The following is a 21681-nucleotide window of genomic DNA, read 5'->3' as shown; positions in this document are numbered from 1 at the left end:
AGACCAATGCAAAAACTGCATTGGTCTTATAATAGCGATTTAATACTCGTCGTTCAGTTTTAACACTACGTAACGTAAAGTTTTTTCAACTAGCTGACTGGGAAAAGCCTTAACTCGACAGTTCCTGTTTGACCCGTTGGCATCTCTGGATGTTCCTGGGCATCAGCATATATTTACGTAGGAGTCTCACCTAACAGTTTATTTGCTTCTTTATTTAATTAACGACTATAGCATAAACGACTATTTTTTATTGTTCAACCGTCTTTATAATTTCTTTACTTTCTTAAAAAAATTGAAATATTTTATTTCAAATATTCTCTAAAGAAATTATCAAGTTTACGAAAAAAGTTAAGCACTACAGTCAGTACTTAACTTTTTATCTACCTAATTCATTAATATAAGCTTTATAAATTTAACCTAACTTATCGTATTCTTCATCAGAAACTGGCTCAAGCCACGTGGTCTTACCGTCTCCGACCATTACTGCTAGATGAGCAAACCATGAATCCTTAGTAGCACCATGCCAGTGCTTAGTGTTAGGGTTAACAATTACAACACCACCGGGAACCATCTTTTGTGCTGGTTTACCTTCTTCTTGATACCACCCTTCACCTGCAACGGCAATTAGGATTTGAGGAATTGAGTGCATGTGCCAATCGTTGCGACATCCTGGCTCAAAACTTACATTGCTGACACCAGTTTTTGTCTCTTTACTTGAAGCTAAAAGATTAAGAAAACTCTTTCCTTGAAAGTATTTTGCGTATGCTTCATTAAATTTACCAAAGCCAAAGACACTGTTTTTTACTTCTTCTTCATTTTTTGCCATTATTTTTTCCTCCGTAAAACTCTTTATTTCTCTCATCTATTATTTTATATCTACCCTTTATAAATTAAAAATAGTTATTTCTACTAGACATCTATGCATTTAAGGTATAGTATTTCACTACATAGGCTAAATATTTAAGATACCTCCTATAATTTGCTATATTTAAGATAATAAGAAGAAAGAGAGGGTATAACTTATGAAAATCACTTTTAAAAGTAAAGAAGTTAAATTAATAGGTACTCCTCCAGCAGTTGGAGAAGAAATGCCAAACTTTACAGTACTAAATAAGAACAATCAAGAATTCACTAAGTCCGATTTATTAGGTAAGTTTAGTTTAATTAGTGTAGTACCAGATATTAATACTCCTGTTTGCAGTATTCAAACCAAAACTTTTAATAAAACAATGGATAAATTTCCAGAAATTAACTTTTTGACTATTTCAACTAATACGGTTGAAGATCAGCAAACTTGGTGTGCCGCCGAAGATGTTAAAAATATGCAATTGATGTCTGATAAAAATTTGTCATTTGGTAAGGCAACTGGCTTATTAATTCCTGAATCCGGTATTCTTGCTCGTTCTGTTTGGGTCCTTGATCCTAATGGGAAAATTCTATACCGTGAATTAGTTGATGAAATTACACATGAGCCAAACTATAATGCAGTATTAAATGAACTAAAACAATTGCATTAATGTTTATCAAAATCAGTTTATAGAAAAAGTGTTTACCCGATTTTAAAATCTTGATGGTAAACACTTTTTTCTTGATTAAAATTTATGTATTCCATGAAAAATTTTTAATCTCAGATAAAGCTAAGTCAAATATAAAAACAGTATTAGTTGACTTGAAGTTAACTCCAAGTAGTAAGCTATTAGTGTAAAAATAATTCAATGGTTGATTGTAAAATTAAATTGAACACTCGTTAAAAAATAAAAGAGTCCATCTGGACCTGTTTGATAGAATATTAATAACCATAAAAACATCTATTGGAGGTCACAAATGGACTCTTTACATTCTATCATCTCTAAGCATCAAAAGGGAAAACATTTATCGTTTGAAGAGTGTGTTATTATCCAAACTAGGATAAAAGATGGTTTTTCTCTTCGAGCCATTGCACGTGAAATTGGTTGCTCGCCTTCTACTATTAGCTATGAAGTTAAGCGCGGCACTGTTTTACTCTATAACGGTCATCAAAAGCTTTATAAAGCTGAATATGATAACAATGCTTATCAGACTAACCGTAGGAATTGTGGTCGCAAATTAGATTATCTTAAGAAATGCTTATTAAGTATACTAATAAGCATTTCTTCGAAGATGGTTGGTCTCTTGATACTTGTGCTAATCGTTGCTTAGCTATTGGAGAATTCACCAAAAAGCAAGTAGTCTCCACTAGAACATTGTATAACTATGTTGACCAGGGTTTGTTAGCTATTAAAAATATTGATTTACCTGAAAGACTAAAACGTAATACTAAAAAACATCATGTTTACATAAGAAATCAGATCTAATTTCCTAAACTCGACATGAAAGTGTCCACATTCTTCGAAGAGACTGTTGAATCGTTAAGTAAAACTGCCAGTTTATTTTCCGACATCAAGTGTCTAAAAGCCCTATGACATATAGTTTTACTGCTATTTCCATCCTACGACTAGAACAAAAAATAGTGAATCACTTATCCCGTCGGATAACTAATTCACTATTTAGCTTAGAATGTTTTCTAACATAATATGTCAACTCCTTTTATCTTCATTATAAAAATTGACATAAGTTAGCAGCCAAGAAAAACACCTTCCTACTCTTTATCCAACTTTTTTACAACTTTAGCAGGATTTCCAGCAACCATGATATTATCTGGTACATCTCGAATCACAACGGATCCGGCAGCTACAACCACGTTATTTCCAATTGTAACTCCTGGGCAAATTGTCACTTTTCCGCAAAGCCAAACGTCATTGCCTATTGTGACCGGCAGGACTTTAGCTAAATACTTTCTACGTTCCACTGCATTTACAGGATGAGTCACAGTATAGATATCTGTATTCGGTCCAATCCACACATTATCGCCAATCTTTACTTTGCCGACATCAAGTACAGTTCAATTACAATTGGCTAAAAAATTATCACCAACTTGGATATTTTTACCGTTGTCGAATTTCCAATCACTATGAATAACTAAGTTCTCACCAGCAGAACCCAAGATTTCACGAGCCTTTTCTTCTTGCTTTTCGAGTTCTGTTTCTGGAATTGCATTAAACTCTTGTGCCAATTTTGTCGCGGTTTAACTTCCGCGAAGCAATATCGGGGGGGACCAAAATTAAACCATTCGCCATTTTCCATTTTTTCAATTTCAGACATTTACTCTTCCTCCGGGTGATCTGCAAACAACGAAATTTCACTCTCAGCTTCAAATTACTTTACCAAAAAGTTAGGATTAGTCATCACTTGCTCGATAATAATTTGAGCAGCTTTCTTAGGATCACCTGGTTCATGATGAGCACCTTGTGCATTACCTTCAATAAAATCTGTAAATTGAGCATAGTCACGCTGACTTGGAAGTGTCTTTTGTGAAGAACGGGGCGCCCAATCAGTTCTAAAGCCACTAGGTTCAATAATCATCGTTTTAATGCCTAAATCTTTCACCTCTTCGATCACAGATTCGGTGATTCCTTCAACCGCATACTTAGTTCCATGATAAAAGGCTAAAGTTGGGAAAGAATACAAACCACCAATTGATGAAAAGTTGACGATAATACCAGACTTTTGCTTTCTCATAATTGGCAAAACATTCCGCATCATGTCGACTAATCCCCACACATTTACATCAAACATGTACTTAGCTTCATCTAAATCACTTTCTTCAAAAGTCTCAAAGTAACCAATTCCAGCGTTGTTCACTAAAACATCAATTGAACCGAATTTGTCCATGGCCTGTTGAATACTAGTTTTCACCTGCTCAGCCTTAGTTACATCCAAAATTACCTTTAAAATTTGACCATGATTATATTGATCCAAGTAATCTAATTGACCTTCTTTACGTGAAGTAGCTACTAAGTTAATATCATCTCTTTGCGCTAATTCAATTACTAGATCTTTTTCAAATCCTGTATGAGGTCCAGTTACAAACATGTTTTTGTCATTGTAAATACCTCGTTTCTCTCTTACAATGACAATACTAAGTGTTAAACTATGGTTTAAGTCAACAGTGAAGGAGAAGTTTTATGAGATATTCAATCTGTTAATAATTCCGCATATATTGCTGCCAAACAAGTTTTGCAAACTTGTCATTTGACAATGTCACGAGCAATTAGAATGCTATATGAAAAATTTGTTTTATCTGGCGAAACGCCATATCAATTCATAATATCAACTCCAGACCCCGTATATTGATCAAGCTCCCCTTTTAAAAAGGGGAGTTTTTTTAATAATACGTATTATTTATGACTTTTTTCACCCAACCTTATTCTACGTAGCGTTCAACTGTTTTAGAATAGTGTAACTATGGAAAAACGCGATTGTTTTTTCAAAAATTGTCAATCAGAAAGAGATATTTTAAATGGCAACTATTAACAAAGCTGAATTGATTAAAGAAGTAGCTGAGTCTACAGATTTGAACAAGACTCAATCTGACCAAGCTATTGATGCTGTATTCTCAGCTATCCAAAACGCACTTGCAAAGGACGAAAAGGTTCAACTTATTGGCTTCGGTTCTTTTGAAGTTAGAAACCGCGCTGCTCGTAAGGGGCCGTAACCCACAAACTGGTGCGGAAATTGATATTCCTGCAACTAAGATTCCTGCATTTAAGCCAGGTAAAGGCTTAAAGGAAGCTGTTAAGTAATTTTTATTACAGAATAGTTCACACGACTTTCATTATGAAGGTCGTATTTTTTTGCATTCAAAATAGTAAACATTCGTCTTTTATTCCAGTTAAATAGTATGCTTTTTACCGTCGCTTTTACCAATTTTAGATAAAAATAATATTTTAGTTTGACTAAATACGTACATATTGATATTATGGTACACGAATCATTCGTATTATTTGATGGAGGAAAAACGATGAACACAAAGTTCAAAAAGATTTTGTCATTTGGTGCAATCTTAGCATCTGTTGGAATTGCTCTTTCAGCTTGTTCAGGTAAAAAACAAGATACTGCCGGTAGTAAAAGTAGTAAACATAGCATTGCCTTAATTACCGACTCTAACGGTGTTGATGATCATTCATTCAATCAAGCTGCTTGGGAAGGTTTTAAAGCTTATGGCAAAGAACACGATCTCAAGCAAGGAAAAGGTGGTTATCAATACTTCCAATCCAGTAGTGCTGCTGATTATACCCCTAACTTTAATCAAGCTGCGAGCGCTGGTTACCAAACTATTTTTGGGGTTGGATATATGCTGGCCGATCCTGTTAAAGCAGCAGCTAAAAAAAACCCTAAGAAAAACTTTGTAATTATCGATAGTGTTGTAAATGGTCAAAAGAATGTTGCATCCGCAACTTTTGAAAGTAATCAAGCTTCCTATCTTGGTGGATTAGCTGCAGCCTACACTACAAAAACAAATAAAGTAGGATTCATTGGAGGTGCCAAATCTCAAATCATCGATTTATTTGAAGCTGGATTTAAGCAAGGTGTGGCTGCGGGCGCTAAAGCTCTTCACAAGAAGATCACAGTTCAAACACAATACATCGGTAACTTCACTTCAACTGATAAAGCAAAATCAATTGCTCAATCAATGTACGCTGATAAGGCTGACGTAATCTATCAAGCAGCTGGTAATGCTGGAAACGGGGTTTTCCAAGAAGCTAAGGACTATAACCAAACTCGTCCTGTAAAAGATAAGGTATGGGTAATTGGAGTTGATGTAGATCAATCAAATCTGGGTAAGTATACTGCCAAAGGTGGTCAAAAATCCAACTTCACTTTAACCTCTGTATTAAAAGGCTTAAACGTTGCTACTAAGAATATTGCTAATGATGCTTACAAAGGCAAATTCCCAGGTGGTAAGCACTTAGTTTACAGCTTAAAAGGAAACGGTGTTTCAATCACTAAAGGTAACTTAGACGCCAAAGCTTGGACAGCAATTCAAAAAGCTCGTACTCAAATTATTAATGGCAAGATCAAGGTTGCTACATCACCTTCAAAGTAAGTAATTTTAACGATAAAAACTCTTCGCTTTGAGTCGGAGAGTTTTTTTATAAACATAGAAAGGTTGAACTATGGACGAACAACAAAATGTCATCGAAATGGCCAATATTGTTAAAGACTTTAATGGTTTTAAAGCTAACAATGGTATTAATCTTGAGCTTAAAAAAGGTGAAATTCTAGCACTTTTAGGAGAAAATGGTGCTGGAAAATCCACCCTAATGAGTATTTTATCTGGTCTTCTTGAACCAACAAGCGGAGAAATTTTAGTTAGAGGTAAAAAAGTAAACATCAAAAATCCAACTGTCGCTAAGAATTTAGGAATTGGAATGGTTCACCAACATTTTATGCTTGCCCACTCTTTTACAGTCCTAGAAAATATCATCCTTGGTCATGAACCTACCAATGGCCCCCTGCTTAATTTTAAAAAAGCACGCGAAGAAGTATTGGCCCTTTCTAAAAAGTATGGTTTAAGCGTTAATCCAGATGCCAAGATCTCAGACATCACTATTGCTCAACAACAAAAAGTAGAAATCTTAAAAGTCCTTTATCGTGGTGCTAATATTTTGATTTTTGATGAGCCGACTGCCGTTTTAACTCCTCAAGAAATTACTGAATTTATTCAAATCCTTAAAGGCCTCGCCAAAGAAGGAAAATCTATTATTTTAATTACACATAAGCTAGAAGAAATTAAAGCTGTTGCTGACAGGGTAATTGTTATTCGCGCTGGAAAAAGTGTAGGCTACTTTAAAGTTGCGAATGTCAGCGATGAAAAACTAGCTGAATTAATGGTGGGACGCCATGTTGAAATGACCCTTCATAAGCAACCTATTCAGCTTGGACCTGAAATATTACAAGTTAAAGAGCTAAAAGTTAAAGAAAATCGTGGGAATTTGGCCGTCAAAGGCTTGTCCTTTGATATTCACGGTGGAGAAATTGTAGGAATTGCAGGAATCGATGGGAATGGTCAAGACGAACTAGTTGAAGCTTTAACTGGCTTGCGCCATGTAGAAAGTGGTCAAGTAAAAATCAAAAGTAAGGACATGACTAATCAATCACCTCGCAAAATCACCCACCTCGGTGTATCTAGTATTCCTGCCGATCGTCAAAAATATGGCCTCATTCTCCAATTGCCTATCGCTGAAAATTTGGTTCTAAAGAATTACTACCATTCACCATTTTCTAAGCATGGAATTATTAACTTTGATAAGATTCATCAACATGCTAAAAAATTAATCAAACAGTTTGATATTCGTACAACTAATGAAAATTTAGCAGCAGGTGAACTTTCGGGCGGTAATCAACAAAAAGTAATCATTGCTCGAGAGCTAAATCTTAACAGTGATCTAATTATCGCTTTTCAGCCTACACGAGGACTGGACGTTGGTGCGATTGAATATATTCATAAACAGCTTCTCCATGAACGGAATAATGGTAAAGCAATTCTCCTAGTTTCTTATGAATTAGATGAAATCATGCAACTCTCAGACAAAATTTTAGTTTTACACGATGGACAATTAGCTGGAAAAGTTAAACCTAAAACCACCAATGAAACTGAACTTGGCTTGCTCATGACTGGTGTTAAAAAAGAAAGGGCGTAAAAAATGATTCGTGTAAGTGAAAAAATTAAAAAAATTTTAGTACCCATCACTTCAGTTATTGCCGGTTTTTTGGTCGGTGCGATCATTATGATGATCTGGAGCTATAACCCGATTCAAGCTTATAGCTCTATGTTTGAAAGTGCTTTGGGAAATATGAATGGAATTGGTGAAACGATTAGAGAAGCCACTCCGCTAATTTTTACTGCAATTGGTTTTTCAATTGCTTCAACTGCTGGCTTCTTCAACATTGGGTTGCCCGGACAGGCTCAAGCTGGCTGGCTGACTTCAATCTGGATCGTCTTAGCCAATCCTCACATGCCAAAAATAGTCCTCCTTCCTTTAGCAATTATTGCTGGTGCATTTGCTGGTGCAATTATTGCTGGAATTGCTGGATATTTAAGAGCTTATTTTGGTACTAATGAAGTAATTACTACCATTATGCTTAACTATATCGTGCTTTACTCATGCCAATATTTAATGCAACAAATCATGCCCAAAAGTTTTCGAATTGATACAGATACTACTAAAACCATTTCAGAAAACGGAAGTTTACATATTAATTGGCTCAGTGAACTTTTTGGAAGTTCCAGAATTAATTGCGGCATCTTCTTAGCCCTAATTGCTTTAGTCGTTTTCTGGTTTTTAATGAAAAAAACCACTTTAGGATTTGAAATTAAAGCTGTTGGTCTTAATCCATTTGCAAGTCGTTATGCTGGAATGTCCACTAAGAAAAATATTATTACTTCTATGCTGTTATCTGGGGCATTTGCTGGAATGGGCGGTGTCGTTCAAGGTCTGGGGACTTATCAAAATTACTTTACTCAAACGACTAGTGTAGATATTGGTTGGGATGGTTTATCAGTATCTTTACTTGGAAGTGGAACTGCTTGGGGCATTTTAATTGCGGCTCTCCTTTTCTCCATTTTAAAAATCGGAGGTCTTGGAATGCAAACAGCAGCTGGAATTCCTTACGAAATCGTTTCAATTGTAATTGCCGCTATTATCTTCTTTGTCGCAATTAATTACGTTGTGGGACTTCTATTTAAGGTAAAGAAAAGTTCTGAAAGTCATCCTCTTAAAAAAGGTGAAGAAATCGGCCCTAACAATGCTGTCGATGGTCCTGACATTAAGATTCCTAGAAGTGAGGTAGAAAATTAATGGATTTAACTACAATTTTGGCTTTAATTGTTTCATCAACTCTTGTCTATTCAGCTCCTTTAATTTTTACATCGTTAGGTGGGGTTTATAGCGAAAATTCAGGAATTGTTAACATTGGGCTGGAAGGTATCATGACGATGGGAGCCTTTAGCGCAATCGTATTTAATTTAACTTTCGCTTCTACTTTCGGAAAAGCTACACCATGGCTGGGAGCTTTAGTTGGTGGAATTGTTGGCCTAGTATTCTCACTTTTACATGCCGTAGCAACTATTAATTTTCATGCAGACCATATTATCAGTGGGACTGTATTGAATTTAATGGCTCCTCCTTTAGCTGTATTTTTAGTAAAAGCTATCTATGAAAAAGGTCAAACTGAAAATATTACTGCCAACTTTGGTTACTTTTCTTTCCCTGGATTAGCTAATATTCCTGTTATTGGTAACATATTTTTTAAAAACACCTCTCTTCCAGCATACGTTGCGATTGTCTTAGCTATTCTTTTATCTTTCATCCTTTATAAAACGCGCTTTGGTTTGCGTCTGCGTTCAGCTGGTGAAAATCCTCAGGCAGCCGATACTATGGGCGTAAATGTTTATAAAATGCGCTATGCTGGAGTATTAATTTCAGGATTCTTAGGAGGAATTGGAGGCGCCGTCTTCGCTGAAGCAATCTCAGGCAACTTTTCGGTTTCCACCATTGTTGGCCAAGGATTTATGGCTCTAGCTGCAGTAATTTTTGGTAAATGGAATCCAATTGGCGCTATGCTTTCTTCATTATTCTTTGGCTTTGCTCAAAGTTTAAGCATTATAGGCAATCAATTACCGGTCATTTCTAAAATTCCAGCTGTTTACATGCAAATTGCCCCATATGTAATTACCATTATTGTTCTTGTAGCTTTCTTAGGAAAGTCTGTCGCACCTGCGGCTGATGGTGTCAACTATATTAAAGCTAAGTAAATTTTACCTATACAAAAAGACGAGTTCTATACTCGTCTTTTTTATTTGTTATCTTTATTTTTCTGTAAAGGTATTAGCCTTAATATGATTCAAAATTTGGTAACCAATAGACTTATTTTGATCTTGATTATTTTGAGTTTGGTTTAAAAACATAATCAAGCCATTTTGATTATCAGTTGTCATTTGGAACCAATTTTGGCTGTATACTTTTTCCTGTTGATGAATATCTCTGATATTCTATCGAGAGGATTTTTTTAAGTAAAAAAAGAGGCTATAGTCCTCTCTTACTTAAAATCCTGCTTCAACCAATTCAATTAAGTGTATGGAGATTCAAACTATGTCCTCTTTAAATGATTATATTAAATTTGCTCTTGATATTGAAGATCAAAATATTATTTTTTCTGATTATTCAAATGAAAATATTAGCGGTAAGATTTACAAAATATATTTAGCTGAGCTGATCCGGTCTGCTTGTCCTTTTTGTCGTTCTACTAATCTTAAACATAACGGTCATTACGTTTCTAACGTTCGTTTCATTACCGCTGATGCTAGTAAGCCCGTTACTATCAGATTAAGAAAACAACGTGTTCTTTGCAATGACTGTTTAAAAAGATCTATGGCTCAATCTAATTTGGTTAATAAATATTGTCATATCTCTAATGTTTCAAAACTTAAAGTCCGTTCTGCTCTTACTGAGGACCGTTCTATGACGAGCATTGCAAGAGAACATAACTTATCAGTTAATACTGTTCAAAGAGTCTTAACATCCTATTCTGCTAAATTTTATGATGACTTTGATCGTTTACCGGAACACTTAGCTTTTGATGAATTTAAGGGCGTAGGCAAAAAGCTTCACTTTATTTGTCTAGTTGGTGATACCCACAAAGTTGTTCAAATTCTTAGGACTCGTTTCAAGCCCGATATTCTGCGCTACTTTTACAAGTTTACTCCTAAGGCTCGCTCAATGGTTAGAACAGTCACTATGGATCTTAACTGCTATTATCCATTAATTGCTAGAGAATTATTTCCAAATGCTCAGATAGTTATTGATCGTTTCCATATGGTTCAAATGCTTACTAGATCGTTTAATATTTTCAGAGTTCAGATCATGAAACAATTCAATAAACGAAGCCGTGAATATAAACTTTTAAAGTCTCCTTGGAAGCTTTATCTCATGAAATATGGCAAGCTTAATAAAACTACTCCTTATTACGACTAGCATTTTAAGGACTGTCTAACACAAGAGCATATTGTCTTAGACGGTTTAGACTGTGATCAAACTTTGGAAAATACTTATTGGATTATGCAAGACTTTATGGCTGCTATTCAGAATAAAGATGAAAAGAAAGTTATTCACTTACTTCATTCAAAACAAGCGGTTGGTAAACAAATGCATCAAACTCTATTAACTTTTAAACGCAATTATTCTGGCGTCATAAATGGTATTGCCTCAACTTATTCTAATGGCTGTCTTGAGGGAATTAACCGTAAAATTAAACAGATTGAGCGTACTGCTTATGGCTATAGAAATTTCAAACATTTATTAATTAGAATTAGACTCGAGGAAGATATTATAAAAGAAAAGATCCAAAAAAGATATTGGCTTACGCCTTTTTCTCTATATAAACTTCTAAAAATGTACTATTGTTGAACTTACTATTAGTAACATAGGAACTAGAATCAGACTTTAGAACAATCATTAAAGCGTTAGATTCACCATAGTTCGCATCTTTCCATGGCATATAAATATTTTTAGTTTTTCCAGATTTAAAAATCAAATCTACATCAACTAAATCATGGAATTTAGCAATCCGGTCAGCTAAATTATATTCTTCCGAGGTTTCAATGGTATTTACTCTATCCTAGTCAGCAATCATAGTAAACCCATCACATTCAAGGCCTGTTTTAAGGACATGACTATTTTCTTCTTCATGGCTCCAGCGATGGCTTAAGTTAGTATATACATTTTTAAAATTAAAATAAGGAATATACTCAATTGGAATTTGCTCAGACTCACAATTTTCAAAATTAAATTGAATTGCTTTTAACTTTTCCATACTATGCTTCCATCCTCTCAAACTTTACTGAATTGCCACTTTATTATACAAAATTATTCAGCAATTTTAACTAATTAACAAGGATGAAAAATATATAGGCCCCAATATAATACTTTTTAGCTTCTTTCTTCAATTAATTTTAACTGTATTCCAAATAACAATAAGACTTATTGAGAGGATAAATATATATCTTACTTAACCCTCTTATTTTTACTAACTAATCTTTCCATTTCACGTTTAAGCGTTTCTTATCTTCTTTTTTCTTGAAGTGTTCTTTTACCTTAGGTACAACCTCTTCACCGTATATTTTGATTGCATTCATAACTTCTTCGTGTGGCATTGAAGCGATTGGTAAGTGAAGATAAAATCTATTTAACCCAAGTTCTTCCATCACTTTAATTATCTTATTAGCTACAGTTTCACTATCACCAACAAAAATTGCACCATTTTCTCCGACTGATTCAAGATATTGATCATAGGTCATTCCAGTCCAATGAGGTCTTTCTTTACTAATCTGATCTACAAGAAGCTTAGTTGGATAAAAATATTCCTTAATTGCACGATCTTTATCTTGATTTAGCCATCCCCATGAATGAGCAGACACTGGTATTTTACTTAAATCATGGCCTACTTTTTTAGCTACTTCTCTATAAAGCGTAATCATTGGCTTAAAGTCTAACGGATTGCCGCCGATAATTGCATAAACTATTGGTACACCTAACTCAGCAGTCCGAATAGTTGAATTGATACTACCACCACTTGCTACTGAAATTGGAATTGGCTTCTGAGTGCGAGGGTATATTCCCTTGTGATCTACTTTAGGAGTAAATTTTCCACCCTTCCAATCCAAAATTTCATGTTTATCAATTTCTAAAAGCATTAACAATTTTTCAATAAAGAGATCATCATAATTTTCAATGTTATAGCCAAATAAATCAAAAGCTTCTGTAAACGATCCTCGGCCCGCCATAATTTCTACTCTACCCGGTGCAAAAGCATCAATAGTTGCATATTGTTCATAAACCCGAATTGGATCAATTGTTGGAAGATTAGTAGTCGCACTGGATAGATGAATATGCTTAGTTTTTGCTGCAGCTGCTGCTAAAACTATTTCAGGAGCTGAGACAGCAAAATCTTTTCTATGATGTTCACCAATTGCAAAAGCATCAATCTTCAATTCATCGGCCAGAATAATTTCATCAAGCAAATCCTGAATTCTCTGATCATGACTAATTGCCTTACCTGTTGTTTTAAGTGGTGTTGTTTCACCAAATGAAGAAATACCTAATTCAATACTCATGATTATTCATCCTCTCTTATTTACTTATTTTTTGTAAGCAAATAATAACACATAAAATTTTATAATTCAAACTTTGTATTGAATTCTCTTTTAGTATAGAATCCAAATAAAATTAAGAAAAATATTTTAGACTGCTGATAGTTCTTCCTTATAGGCAAATTAGTTAGGAATAAAAAATGGAAGTAGCTTATTCTTAAGTTGGCTACTTCCATTTTTTTATTAACTGTTTATTTTATTTAATTTAAACTGATCGACATAATCTGCTAAATACTTTACGGTCAAGCTTTGCGGGTCTTTAATTAATTCTAATGGTCTACCTTTAGCCACTAACTTTCCTCCATTTTCACCACCACGTGGTCCTAAATCAAGCATGTAGTCAGTATTAACGATTAGGTTAAGATCATGCGTAATAGTAATAATTGTTGCACCTTGATCAAGAAGTTTTTGCATTACATGAACTAATACCTTTACATCTAATGGGTGCAGACCAATAGTAGGTTCATCAAAAACAAATAAGGTATCGTCTTGTCTTTGACTTAAGTGTGTTACTAACTTTAATCTCTGTGCTTCTCCACCAGACAAAGTTGGTGTACTTTCTCCTAAGTGTAAATAATCAAGACCTACTTCTTTCAATAAAAGTAGATCGCGTTCAATTTTTGGAATCTCTTTAAAAATTGGAATAGCTTCGTTTATATCCAGGTTAAGAACATCAACAATCGAAAGATCATGCCATTTAACTTTTTGAATTTTTTGATTATATCTATGTCCATGACAAGTAGGACAGGTTTGCTGCATATCAGGCAAAAACTGAATATCTAAAGTAACGATTCCTGTACCACCACAAGTTGGACAAGCTCCTTCTTTATTATTATAAGAAAAGTAACTGGGAGTATAGTGCTTTTCTTTAGCCAAAGGTTGCTGAGCAAAGAGCTTACGCAAATTATCCATAATTAAAGTATAAGTTGCGACTGTTGAACGCGTACTCTTTCCAATTGGAAAAGCATCAACACTTACAACATGATGTATCGGAGAATTAAATTCTCTAACTTGCTTTGGCAAAAGCTCCCCCTTATCTTGAGCCTTAATTGCTGGAACAATAGAATCTAAAATCAAACTAGTTTTTCCGGCCCCTGAAAAGCCAGTTACAGCAGTAATCTGATTTACAGGAATTCCTGCTTTAATATCATGTAAATTAAAATAGTGATCTACTTCGAAAGTAACTTGCTCAGAATTAACTTTATCGCTAACTTTATGAGCCATTAAATCAGCCTTACCATCTAAATAAGGTGCAATTAAAGATTGAGGATCTTTTTCAATTTCTAAAGGAGTGCCTTGATCTAAAATTTCTCCCCCAGCTTCACCAGAATCAGGACCAATTTCAACAATTTCATCAGCTGCTTTTATAATATCAACATTATGATCAACTACCACAAGAGAATTACCTTGTGCAACTAATTTTCGCAATACTTTAATTAATCCATCAACATTAGCGGGATGCAATCCAATTGAGGGTTCATCTAAAACATATAAAACTCCGGTAGTTTCTGTACGTAAAGTTCTAGCAAGTTGGATTCTTTGTAATTCACCAGTAGATAGGGTATTCCCAGCTCGTGCCATGGTTAAATAATCTAATCCTAAATCCAGTAATGGCTGCAAATTATTAATAAATTCATTGAGTAAGGCTTTAGCCATGGGATGCATATTTTCTGGCAGACTAGCGAGAACTTCTTTACTCCATTTAGGCAAATCGCCCAGTTGCATATGTTGAACTTGATCAATATTTTTTCCATTAACTAACTGATTAAGTAGTTCTGGACGAAGACGCGTTCCATGACAAACGGGACAAGTTGAATAAGTAAAAAATTCTGCAAGACGTTTCTGTGCTCGTTCACTTTTACTACTTTCAGCTGATTTTAAAACGGCTTGATGTGCATTTTCATATAAAGCATTAAAATTATGAAAAACTCGACCGGTTCCTGACAATAAATCCATCTTGTACTTCTTTTCAGGACCATTTAAAACAAAATCTTTCTCTTTCTCAGTTAAATCCTTATAAGGAATGTCAATTCTAACGCCCGCATGTTCAGCCACATTTGGCATAAAGTTCCTTCCTGGTAAATTCCAAGAAGCTACAGCACCGTCTCTAATCGAAAGATTGGGATCGGCAATTAATTTACTTTCGTCTAATTGGCGTACCTTACCAGTTCCACCGCAACGTTCACAAGCTCCATCAGAATTAAAAGAAAAATCTTCCGCACTTGGAACGTGAAAATTTACACCACAAGTTGGACAAATAACCTGTCCCATCTCATCTCCGGACTTAGACATTGCTTCTGCAATATCTAAACTTGGGGCAACTCGGTGTCCATTGGGACAGACAGGTGAACCTAATCTTGAAAAAATTAGTCGTAAAACATTATATGTTTCAGTAGTTGTTCCAACAGTCGCTCGTTCATTAGGAACACTGGGTCTCTGGCGCAGGGCTAAGGCAGATGGAATATGTTTTACACTAGTTACATCCGCTTGCGCCCCTTGTTTAATCCGTCGACGCATATAGGTGGATAGAGCGTCCAAGTAACGTCGCGACCCTTCTTCATATAAAATTCCCATTGCTAGGGATGACTTTCCTGACCCCGAAAGTCCTGAAATAGCCACGAATTTATGAAGTGGGATATCTACATTAATATTCTTTAAGTTATGAACACGCCCACCACGAACTTCAATCTTTTTTGGGACTGCCATTTTATTTCCTTCTTTAGTATTTCTATAATTGAGATAATTTATACCTATATATTATAGGAAACTTTTTACTCAGTTGTTAAATTTTGTTTTCATATATATTATGTGTATTTTTTTCTTACAATATAGAATTATTCGTTCTCTCTAACAACTTCTTCCAAACTGAAAAAAAGTTATAAAAAGTTATAAAATTAAATAAAAGTTATAAAAAGTTATAAAAAGAGGTGTAACTAAGTGAAAAATCCTTTTAATCCTAGTTTTGGAAAAATGCCCAGTGTTTTCTTAAATCGTGATTCATTAACTCAACGTATCGTTACTGAATTGAACAGAGTGGGATCACCTTTTCAAACATCCCTTCTTTCCGGACAACGTGGTTCGGGAAAAACTACATTGATGACAGAAGTTTCTAACTTAATAAGTAAAGATAAAAATTGGTTAGTAATTAATTTAGTTCTAGATGATGATCTCTTAGTCTCCCTAATAAATCAATTACAACGACATCTTCTTAACTTGAAGATTATAAAAAACATCGACCTAAAGATGAACTTCTTTGGACTTGATATGAGTGCTAGTTTCCATCAACAGACTGAATCTAATTTTCAATTGTTATTCCAAGATGCCTTAGAGAAACTAACGAAAAAAGGGTTTCATGTTTTAATTAACATTGACGAAGTACATTTAACACCATTATTAAAAAAGTTTGCTAGTTGTTATCAAATTATGATTCGAAACAATCTTAATGTTTCTTTACTTATGGCAGGTTTACCAGAAAATGTTTCAGAAATCCAAAATGATGATGTTCTTACCTTTTTATTGCGTGCCAATCGAATTGTTTTGAATCCTTTAGACATTGAAAGTATAAAAAACAGTTATCAGCACATTTTTAGTAAAGCTGGCTATACGTTTTCTACTGAAACTCTTTTATATATGACTAAACAAACTCAAGGATTTGCTTATGCTTTTCAATTATTAGGCTATCATTTGTTGGAAGAAATTATTCATTCCTCCAATAAGACGATCTCTATATCTGATATAAACAACATCTTAGACACCTATATTAGTGAATTAAATAGAAATGTTTACTTCAAAGTTTATAGTGACATGTCTGAACGTGAAAAAGAATTTGTACAAGCTATGGTTAAATCCAAGCAACACAAGGTTAAAAGCCAGATTATTGGTAATCTTATGAAAAAAGGACCTAATTACATTGCTGTATATCGCCGAAAATTAATTGATGATCAAATTATTAAACCAAATGGTTACGGCTATGTTAGCTTTTTATTGCCCTACTTCGATAAATTCGTTGAACAAGAGATGATTTTAGATGAATTTTAAAATTAATCTAGAACTTTTTAGTTTCTCTCTTTCTTATCCCTCATGATTTAACTAAATATAAATAAAATGAGCAATAATTTTTCTACAGTGTATATAGAAATTTATTGCTCATTTTATATCAATGTACTTATGCAAAACAATTCTAGAATCCCGTAAAAAGTATAATGAGGCTTTAAAATGTACAGTGAAAATCCATTTGATGCCGAATTCGGCGGAATTCCAGAACTATATCTTGATTTTAATAATGATGCTGTCAAATATGCTAAAAGAGCACACCGTCACAAAAAGCATCCCACTTACTTACTTTTTATTACTGGTGTCCATGGTTCAGGTAAAACAGTTTTTATGAACAAAGTTGGCAAAGAACTTAATAAATATGATGATACAATCGTGGTAACTCTTTATAATACTGAAGATTTATTCCGTATAATGTACATTAAGCTAGCCCCAATGCTTAACAAATTAAAAAAGTGGTCTTCATCTGTTTCAATTAGCTTACCATTCGTTTCTATAAATTTTGCTGAAGCAAATGAAAAACATGATGAAATCTACTATAAAACTGAAATCACCAAAATTTTAAAATTATTGAAACAAGCTAACATGCGAGTCGTATTTTGTATTGATGAAGTTTCTAATACACCAGCAATTCAAAAATTAGCTGAAGAATTTAATAATTGGAGCTTAAGTGAACTTCAAGTTTCTGTTATCATGACTGGATTGTTGAAGTAAGTGGCAGAACTTTATAGTTCGCATAATTTAACTTTTTTAGTAAGCGCTGATAGGTTTCACATTAATAAATTGCAAAAATTATCAATTGTTCAAGCGTATATTAAAGTATTTGACATTACAAGTGACCAAGCTGAAGAAATCGCCGAGATGACACAAGGCTATGCTTATGCTTTTCAATTAATTGGGGATTTTATGTATGAGCTATCTACTGGTAAAAATTTTGAAGAATCCTGGAATTATACTAAGTTAGCTTTTAAAGATACGCTTTTCAATCAAGCGTATGATGTCATCTCACATGAACTAACAGAAATTGATTTTCAATTTCTCTACGAGATGTCAAAAATAATAATATTAGTGCAATTATTGAAGAAATGGGTAAAAGCAAGCTATACGTAAATATGTATCGTACTAAGCTAATTAAATATGATTTAATCAAAACAATCATTCGCGGTAAATTAGGATTCACCCTACCTTTATTTAGGGAATTTATCCAAGCAAAATATGATGAATTAAATTGGGGATAAAAAAACTGAAATGATCAAATCATCTCTAGTATTGTTTTATAATTATTTACTTTGTCAAAATTTACTACTAAATTATTTTAAACTAACTTTTAATTTTCAAATTTAATGTCCTGATCCTTAAATAATCCATAGGTAATCAAGTCAGAAGTATCCAAATCTTCATTATTCATATCTACAGCATTAATTTGGTTATTATCGTAAGTAGTAAAGTATAAAATTCCCTTATCCAAATTCATACAGTCTGAATACATGGTAAATTCAAATACATTATTTTCAACTTCATCATTACCTTTTGGAGAATGAGCTAATACAAAAGATGCCTTAATAAAGCGAGAATTTGAATCTGTTCCGCCTGGTAAATGATGGGTACCTAATCCGCGACTATACAGATTAATATCTGCATTAGGTACAAGTGTATTTTTATGTTGAGCTGGAGAAACCGAAGCAAAGTTAGCCAAGGTTTCAACTTGAGCTGGAAAGACAGGATCGTTTGTTAAAGTATTAACTGGGTTGTCATAAACGTGTAAACCAGTTTCTGTTGATTCAACTACAATACTCTTACCGCTTCTATCCCCCATTAACCAATGAAGAGTGGCAGCTGGCAAATTATCTGAAAAACAATTAAGCTCTTTCTTCTATTAGGTCTTGTTTCTGTAGGTGTTAATACTTATAGAAATAATCCTACTGTTCGCATGGCTACTAATGATTCAATTAGTACATTAAAGAAAAAATATCAACCATAGACGCTAGTGACCTTAATCCATTAAAGCTAGTTCCACCTAAAGTTTCCGATCGTCCTTCTGATCAGATGCCATCTTCGGAATCAGATAACCAACAGCCAAATCAGCCAGTAACTTCTAATTCTAGTGAAGGACAAAATCAAGAGACTTCCGGTAAACAAACTTGGAACCAGGCTAAAGCAAATGTCTTTATTGACATTTCAAATAACGATGAATTAGTGACTGCCACTCGAGAAGCAATAAATAGTTGGAATAAAACTGGGGCGTTTACTTTTAAAGAAAACACCAATAAAAATGAGGCTAACATTGTAGTACAACAAGTTGAAGATAATACAACAAGTGCTGCCGGTGTTACAACCACAAGCTATAATCCATTAACTAATCACTTATTAAAGGCATAAGTTAAGCTAAATACTTATTACTTACAAAATGAAAATTATGATTATAGCTATCAAAGAGTTGTAAATACAGCTGAACATGAATTAGGTCATGTACTTGGCTTACAACATACTAATACAGCTTCTGTAACATATCCGGCAGGATCCTATTATTCTATTCAAGAGCAAGATATTAATGCCGCTAGAGATTTATACAAATCCGCATATGCGGCATAAAAAGAGTTTCGTAAACAAGTCTTAATTTGATTTAAAACATAACTCTTTAGAAAGTAAAAGCACTGATATATCAACGTTTATTTAACGCTGATTATCAGTGTTTTATTTTGAAGTTTTTTCCCTAGATACTTTATTATTTTTGACACTTGAAAAACCAGCGTGTTGCCTTTTTATCTTTCATTTCTAAACTAAAGTCAGATCCAACTTCAATTGAGTTAAAGCCCGCATGTTTCAATAACTGTTTAATGGTATCTAAATCATATGCTCTTTCATAGTGAGTTTCAGATAAACGATCATATTCGCCATTAGGTAAACGATTAAAGAATGTTAAATCATGGATCACCCCATGTTCGACATCATCATTGGCATAACTCTGCCACATAAATGCTCGACGGTGATCATCATCTTGATAATTGTACATATAGCCTGGATAAATGTCGTCAGTTTGATGAGGTGTAATTACATCGAAAAGAAATACACCATCAGCTTTTAAATGATTGGCGATCTCAGAAAATACTTGAAACAAGTCAGCTTCGTCATCAAGATAACAGAAAGAGTCCGCATAGCAAGTAATTACATCAAATTTTTCAAGGTCTGCTAAATCTCGCATATCAACTTGAACCAACTGTAAAGAAACATTGTTTTCAGTACTATGTTGATCTGCTAAACTAAGCATTTCATCTGAAAAGTCAGCTACCGTGACATTTATACCATCTTTAGCAAGTAAAACAGCTAATCGTCCACTACCACCAGCTAAGTCGAGTAGCTTACAATTCTTTTTATTAATATTAGCTAAGGTGAATTTCTCCCAGCTCTTGTACATATCTGAATCAAACAACTGATCATATAATTGGGCAAAAGTTTGATAAATCATTTTTATTAATCCCATCTGTTTAAATTATTATTCTCTTAATATTAACCCAATTATTAAAGATATTAAAACTATTTCTTCTTTCGCATATCCCAACATGTCCAGCCCATTAATAAAATAATCAACATAATGATCGCATAAGCGAAAACTACTGCATCTCTTTTTGGCATCATATTAAAGGAAACAAAAGTAGCTGGTAAATTACACAAATTCAAGAAAATCAAAATAATTGAACTGGCCCATCCTAGAATTGACCAAATCTTTCTATTCTTAAACTGTCCCATCATTCTCCTATCATCTGTCATAATCAAAAGTGGCACAATTGAAAATGGTACTGCAAATGCTAGAAAAACTTGAGAATTTTCCAAAAGCATATTCAGGGCAAAATGTTGCTGAGAAATTGAATCTTTTGCTGTCATCAGTACACACATAATAACTGGAATCACAGATAATAATCTAGTAAATAATCGTCTTGCCCATAGTGGCATCTTTAAGTGAATAAAGCCCTCCATTACTACCTGTCCAGTGAGAGCTCCAGTAATTGTTGAATTTTGACCAGAAGCAAGAAGTGCAACTGCAAATAAGGCTGATAAAATTCCTGTCTTAGCTACTGAGATAAAAATTGGATTGCTTAACATAGCCGTATTGCTTAGAGCATCATACAAACCAAAGAATGAACTATCTTTGACTGCACCACTTTTAAAAACAGCAGCTCCCATAATTAATAAAAGTACATTAACAAAAAAGGCAATAATTAATTGAATATTTAAATCCCACGTAGTAAAACGGACTGCATTTTGAACATCTGTCAGATCATCATGGTTAATTTTTCTAGTTTGGCAAATAGATGAATGCAAATAAAAATTATGGGAATCACAGTAGCCCCAATTATTCCCAAACTTCCTGTTAAAGGTGATAATCCAATTAACTACGGGATGCTGAGCTACTAATTCTGGAGTTGGCAATGCAGACAAAAAAATATTTTTCCAGTTAGGATTAGCTAACATGACTTGATAAGTAAAAACCAGTAGTATCACCATAATCAAGCAGGATACCAGGGCTTCTATTTTTCTAAATCCAACTTTTGACAATAACA

Annotated in this window: 20 protein-coding genes, 5 pseudogenes and 1 riboswitch; of the genes and pseudogenes, 14 read left to right on the top strand and 11 right to left on the bottom strand. The window is 33.9% G+C overall.

Annotated features, from left to right (window positions below; translation table 11 throughout):
* Positions 1-37 precede the first annotated feature (37 nt).
* Positions 38-205, bottom strand: a riboswitch (M-box (ykoK) riboswitch).
* Positions 206-412: 207 nt separating this feature from the next.
* Positions 413-826: a cupin domain-containing protein gene (locus HMPREF0528_RS02635; RefSeq protein ID WP_034525089.1), complete on the bottom strand. Its 414-nt coding sequence runs from the start codon at positions 824-826 to the stop codon at positions 413-415.
* A gap of 196 nt (positions 827-1022) precedes the next feature.
* Here HMPREF0528_RS02635 and tpx point away from each other — a divergent pair, with 196 nt between their 5' ends.
* A complete protein-coding gene (gene tpx / locus HMPREF0528_RS02630) occupies positions 1023-1517 on the top strand; it encodes a thiol peroxidase (RefSeq protein WP_004894749.1) in 495 nt (164 codons plus the stop codon).
* 307 nt (positions 1518-1824) lie between these two features.
* Positions 1825-2312, top strand: a pseudogene (locus HMPREF0528_RS02625) (transposase); the annotation flags it as partial.
* A gap of 305 nt (positions 2313-2617) precedes the next feature.
* Here HMPREF0528_RS02625 and HMPREF0528_RS09400 read toward each other — a convergent pair.
* The 3 genes from HMPREF0528_RS09400 to HMPREF0528_RS02610 form a co-directional block, all read right to left on the bottom strand.
* Complete coding sequence (locus HMPREF0528_RS09400) at positions 2618-2848, bottom strand: LbetaH domain-containing protein (RefSeq protein WP_236691937.1); 231 nt, start codon at positions 2846-2848, stop codon at positions 2618-2620.
* Between the two features lie 72 nt (positions 2849-2920).
* Entirely contained in the window at positions 2921-3091 is a 171-nt protein-coding gene (locus HMPREF0528_RS09395; RefSeq protein ID WP_004894741.1) for an LbetaH domain-containing protein, read from the bottom strand.
* 143 nt (positions 3092-3234) lie between these two features.
* Positions 3235-3951 carry an SDR family NAD(P)-dependent oxidoreductase gene (locus HMPREF0528_RS02610; RefSeq protein ID WP_004894738.1) on the bottom strand — a complete coding sequence of 239 codons (717 nt, stop codon included), beginning with the start codon at positions 3949-3951 and terminating at the stop codon, positions 3235-3237.
* Between the two features lie 427 nt (positions 3952-4378).
* On the opposite strand from HMPREF0528_RS02610, the pseudogene hbs reads away from it, so the two are divergent.
* The 5 genes and pseudogenes from hbs (at position 4379) to HMPREF0528_RS02585 (ending at position 9676) form a co-directional block, all read left to right on the top strand.
* Positions 4379-4661, top strand: a pseudogene (hbs, locus tag HMPREF0528_RS02605) (non-specific DNA-binding protein Hbs).
* Between the two features lie 218 nt (positions 4662-4879).
* Positions 4880-5965 carry a BMP family lipoprotein gene (locus HMPREF0528_RS02600; RefSeq protein WP_034525088.1) on the top strand — a complete coding sequence of 362 codons (1086 nt, stop codon included), beginning with the start codon at positions 4880-4882 and terminating at the stop codon, positions 5963-5965.
* A gap of 70 nt (positions 5966-6035) precedes the next feature.
* The gene (locus HMPREF0528_RS02595; RefSeq protein ID WP_004894735.1) at positions 6036-7562 is read left to right on the top strand and encodes an ABC transporter ATP-binding protein; all 1527 of its coding nucleotides are present in this window, start codon (positions 6036-6038) and stop codon (positions 7560-7562) included.
* A gap of 3 nt (positions 7563-7565) precedes the next feature.
* A complete protein-coding gene (locus HMPREF0528_RS02590; RefSeq protein ID WP_004894733.1) occupies positions 7566-8720 on the top strand; it encodes an ABC transporter permease in 1155 nt (384 codons plus the stop codon).
* Complete coding sequence (locus HMPREF0528_RS02585; RefSeq protein WP_004894730.1) at positions 8720-9676, top strand: ABC transporter permease; 957 nt, start codon at positions 8720-8722, stop codon at positions 9674-9676. The genes HMPREF0528_RS02590 and HMPREF0528_RS02585 overlap by 1 nt, the downstream gene beginning before the upstream one ends.
* Before the next feature lie 54 nt (positions 9677-9730).
* On the opposite strand, the pseudogene HMPREF0528_RS09180 reads toward HMPREF0528_RS02585, so the two are convergent.
* Positions 9731-9871 (bottom strand): annotated as a pseudogene (locus tag HMPREF0528_RS09180) (serine hydrolase domain-containing protein); the annotation flags it as partial.
* Between the two features lie 142 nt (positions 9872-10013).
* Here HMPREF0528_RS09180 and HMPREF0528_RS02580 point away from each other — a divergent pair.
* Positions 10014-11327, top strand: a pseudogene (locus HMPREF0528_RS02580) (ISL3 family transposase).
* A gap of 211 nt (positions 11328-11538) precedes the next feature.
* Here HMPREF0528_RS02580 and HMPREF0528_RS09390 read toward each other — a convergent pair.
* The 3 genes from HMPREF0528_RS09390 to HMPREF0528_RS02565 form a co-directional block, all read right to left on the bottom strand.
* Complete coding sequence (locus HMPREF0528_RS09390) at positions 11539-11733, bottom strand: hypothetical protein (RefSeq protein WP_004894724.1); 195 nt, start codon at positions 11731-11733, stop codon at positions 11539-11541.
* Positions 11734-11950: 217 nt separating this feature from the next.
* Complete coding sequence (locus tag HMPREF0528_RS02570; protein ID WP_004894722.1) at positions 11951-13033, bottom strand: LLM class flavin-dependent oxidoreductase; 1083 nt, start codon at positions 13031-13033, stop codon at positions 11951-11953.
* A gap of 219 nt (positions 13034-13252) precedes the next feature.
* Positions 13253-15775, bottom strand: coding sequence for an excinuclease ABC subunit UvrA (locus HMPREF0528_RS02565; RefSeq protein ID WP_004894720.1), 2523 nt, complete (start codon positions 15773-15775; stop codon positions 13253-13255).
* Positions 15776-16006: 231 nt separating this feature from the next.
* Between HMPREF0528_RS02565 and HMPREF0528_RS02560 the strand changes: the two genes are divergently transcribed.
* The 4 genes from HMPREF0528_RS02560 (at position 16007) to HMPREF0528_RS09785 (ending at position 18360) form a co-directional block, all read left to right on the top strand.
* Positions 16007-17107: an ATP-binding protein gene (locus HMPREF0528_RS02560; RefSeq protein ID WP_004894718.1), complete on the top strand. Its 1101-nt coding sequence runs from the start codon at positions 16007-16009 to the stop codon at positions 17105-17107.
* A gap of 177 nt (positions 17108-17284) precedes the next feature.
* Positions 17285-17836, top strand: a complete 552-nt coding sequence (locus HMPREF0528_RS09385; protein ID WP_004894716.1) for an AAA family ATPase — start codon at positions 17285-17287, stop codon at positions 17834-17836.
* The gene (locus HMPREF0528_RS09380; RefSeq protein WP_004894714.1) at positions 17837-18232 is read left to right on the top strand and encodes a hypothetical protein; all 396 of its coding nucleotides are present in this window, start codon (positions 17837-17839) and stop codon (positions 18230-18232) included.
* The gene (locus HMPREF0528_RS09785; RefSeq protein WP_490767902.1) at positions 18208-18360 is read left to right on the top strand and encodes a DUF8462 domain-containing protein; all 153 of its coding nucleotides are present in this window, start codon (positions 18208-18210) and stop codon (positions 18358-18360) included. The genes HMPREF0528_RS09380 and HMPREF0528_RS09785 overlap by 25 nt, the downstream gene beginning before the upstream one ends.
* A gap of 89 nt (positions 18361-18449) precedes the next feature.
* Here HMPREF0528_RS09785 and HMPREF0528_RS02550 read toward each other — a convergent pair whose 3' ends face one another.
* On the bottom strand, positions 18450-18965 hold the full coding sequence (locus HMPREF0528_RS02550; protein WP_050756183.1) for a linear amide C-N hydrolase: 516 nt from the start codon (positions 18963-18965) through the stop codon (positions 18450-18452).
* 203 nt (positions 18966-19168) lie between these two features.
* Here HMPREF0528_RS02550 and HMPREF0528_RS09290 point away from each other — a divergent pair, with 203 nt between their 5' ends.
* Together HMPREF0528_RS09290 and HMPREF0528_RS09765 are read left to right on the top strand one after the other, a co-directional pair.
* Positions 19169-19501, top strand: coding sequence for a zinc metalloprotease (locus HMPREF0528_RS09290; protein WP_004894709.1), 333 nt, complete (start codon positions 19169-19171; stop codon positions 19499-19501).
* A 72-nt stretch (positions 19502-19573) separates the two neighbouring features.
* Positions 19574-19714 (top strand): annotated as a pseudogene (locus tag HMPREF0528_RS09765) (matrixin family metalloprotease); the annotation flags it as partial.
* A gap of 133 nt (positions 19715-19847) precedes the next feature.
* On the opposite strand, the gene HMPREF0528_RS02540 reads toward HMPREF0528_RS09765, so the two are convergent.
* The gene (locus HMPREF0528_RS02540; protein ID WP_012846212.1) at positions 19848-20588 is read right to left on the bottom strand and encodes a class I SAM-dependent DNA methyltransferase; all 741 of its coding nucleotides are present in this window, start codon (positions 20586-20588) and stop codon (positions 19848-19850) included.
* 68 nt (positions 20589-20656) lie between these two features.
* Positions 20657-21676: a divalent metal cation transporter gene (locus tag HMPREF0528_RS02535; protein WP_260308524.1), complete on the bottom strand. Its 1020-nt coding sequence runs from the start codon at positions 21674-21676 to the stop codon at positions 20657-20659.
* Positions 21677-21681 lie beyond the last annotated feature (5 nt).

The organism is Lactobacillus johnsonii ATCC 33200, assembly GCF_000159355.1.
Taxonomy (GTDB): domain Bacteria; phylum Bacillota; class Bacilli; order Lactobacillales; family Lactobacillaceae; genus Lactobacillus; species Lactobacillus johnsonii.
This window is presented reverse-complemented; position numbering and strand designations above follow the sequence as displayed.

Excerpts from the sequence above, each read along its gene's own strand:
- HMPREF0528_RS02635 (WP_034525089.1), bottom strand. The coding sequence starts at position 826 with ATGGCAAAAAATGAAGAAGAAGTAAAAAACAGTGTCTTTGGCTTTGGT.
- tpx (WP_004894749.1), top strand. The coding sequence starts at position 1,023 with ATGAAAATCACTTTTAAAAGTAAAGAAGTTAAATTAATAGGTACTCCT.
- HMPREF0528_RS02610 (WP_004894738.1), bottom strand. The coding sequence starts at position 3,951 with ATGTTTGTAACTGGACCTCATACAGGATTTGAAAAAGATCTAGTAATT.
- HMPREF0528_RS02600 (WP_034525088.1), top strand. The coding sequence starts at position 4,880 with ATGAACACAAAGTTCAAAAAGATTTTGTCATTTGGTGCAATCTTAGCA.
- HMPREF0528_RS02595 (WP_004894735.1), top strand. The coding sequence starts at position 6,036 with ATGGACGAACAACAAAATGTCATCGAAATGGCCAATATTGTTAAAGAC.
- HMPREF0528_RS02590 (WP_004894733.1), top strand. The coding sequence starts at position 7,566 with ATGATTCGTGTAAGTGAAAAAATTAAAAAAATTTTAGTACCCATCACT.
- HMPREF0528_RS02585 (WP_004894730.1), top strand. The coding sequence starts at position 8,720 with ATGGATTTAACTACAATTTTGGCTTTAATTGTTTCATCAACTCTTGTC.
- HMPREF0528_RS09390 (WP_004894724.1), bottom strand. The coding sequence starts at position 11,733 with ATGGAAAAGTTAAAAGCAATTCAATTTAATTTTGAAAATTGTGAGTCT.
- HMPREF0528_RS02570 (WP_004894722.1), bottom strand. The coding sequence starts at position 13,033 with ATGAGTATTGAATTAGGTATTTCTTCATTTGGTGAAACAACACCACTT.
- HMPREF0528_RS02565 (WP_004894720.1), bottom strand. The coding sequence starts at position 15,775 with ATGGCAGTCCCAAAAAAGATTGAAGTTCGTGGTGGGCGTGTTCATAAC.
- HMPREF0528_RS09385 (WP_004894716.1), top strand. The coding sequence starts at position 17,285 with ATGTACAGTGAAAATCCATTTGATGCCGAATTCGGCGGAATTCCAGAA.
- HMPREF0528_RS09785 (WP_490767902.1), top strand. The coding sequence starts at position 18,208 with ATGGGTAAAAGCAAGCTATACGTAAATATGTATCGTACTAAGCTAATT.
- HMPREF0528_RS09290 (WP_004894709.1), top strand. The coding sequence starts at position 19,169 with ATGCCATCTTCGGAATCAGATAACCAACAGCCAAATCAGCCAGTAACT.
- HMPREF0528_RS02540 (WP_012846212.1), bottom strand. The coding sequence starts at position 20,588 with ATGATTTATCAAACTTTTGCCCAATTATATGATCAGTTGTTTGATTCA.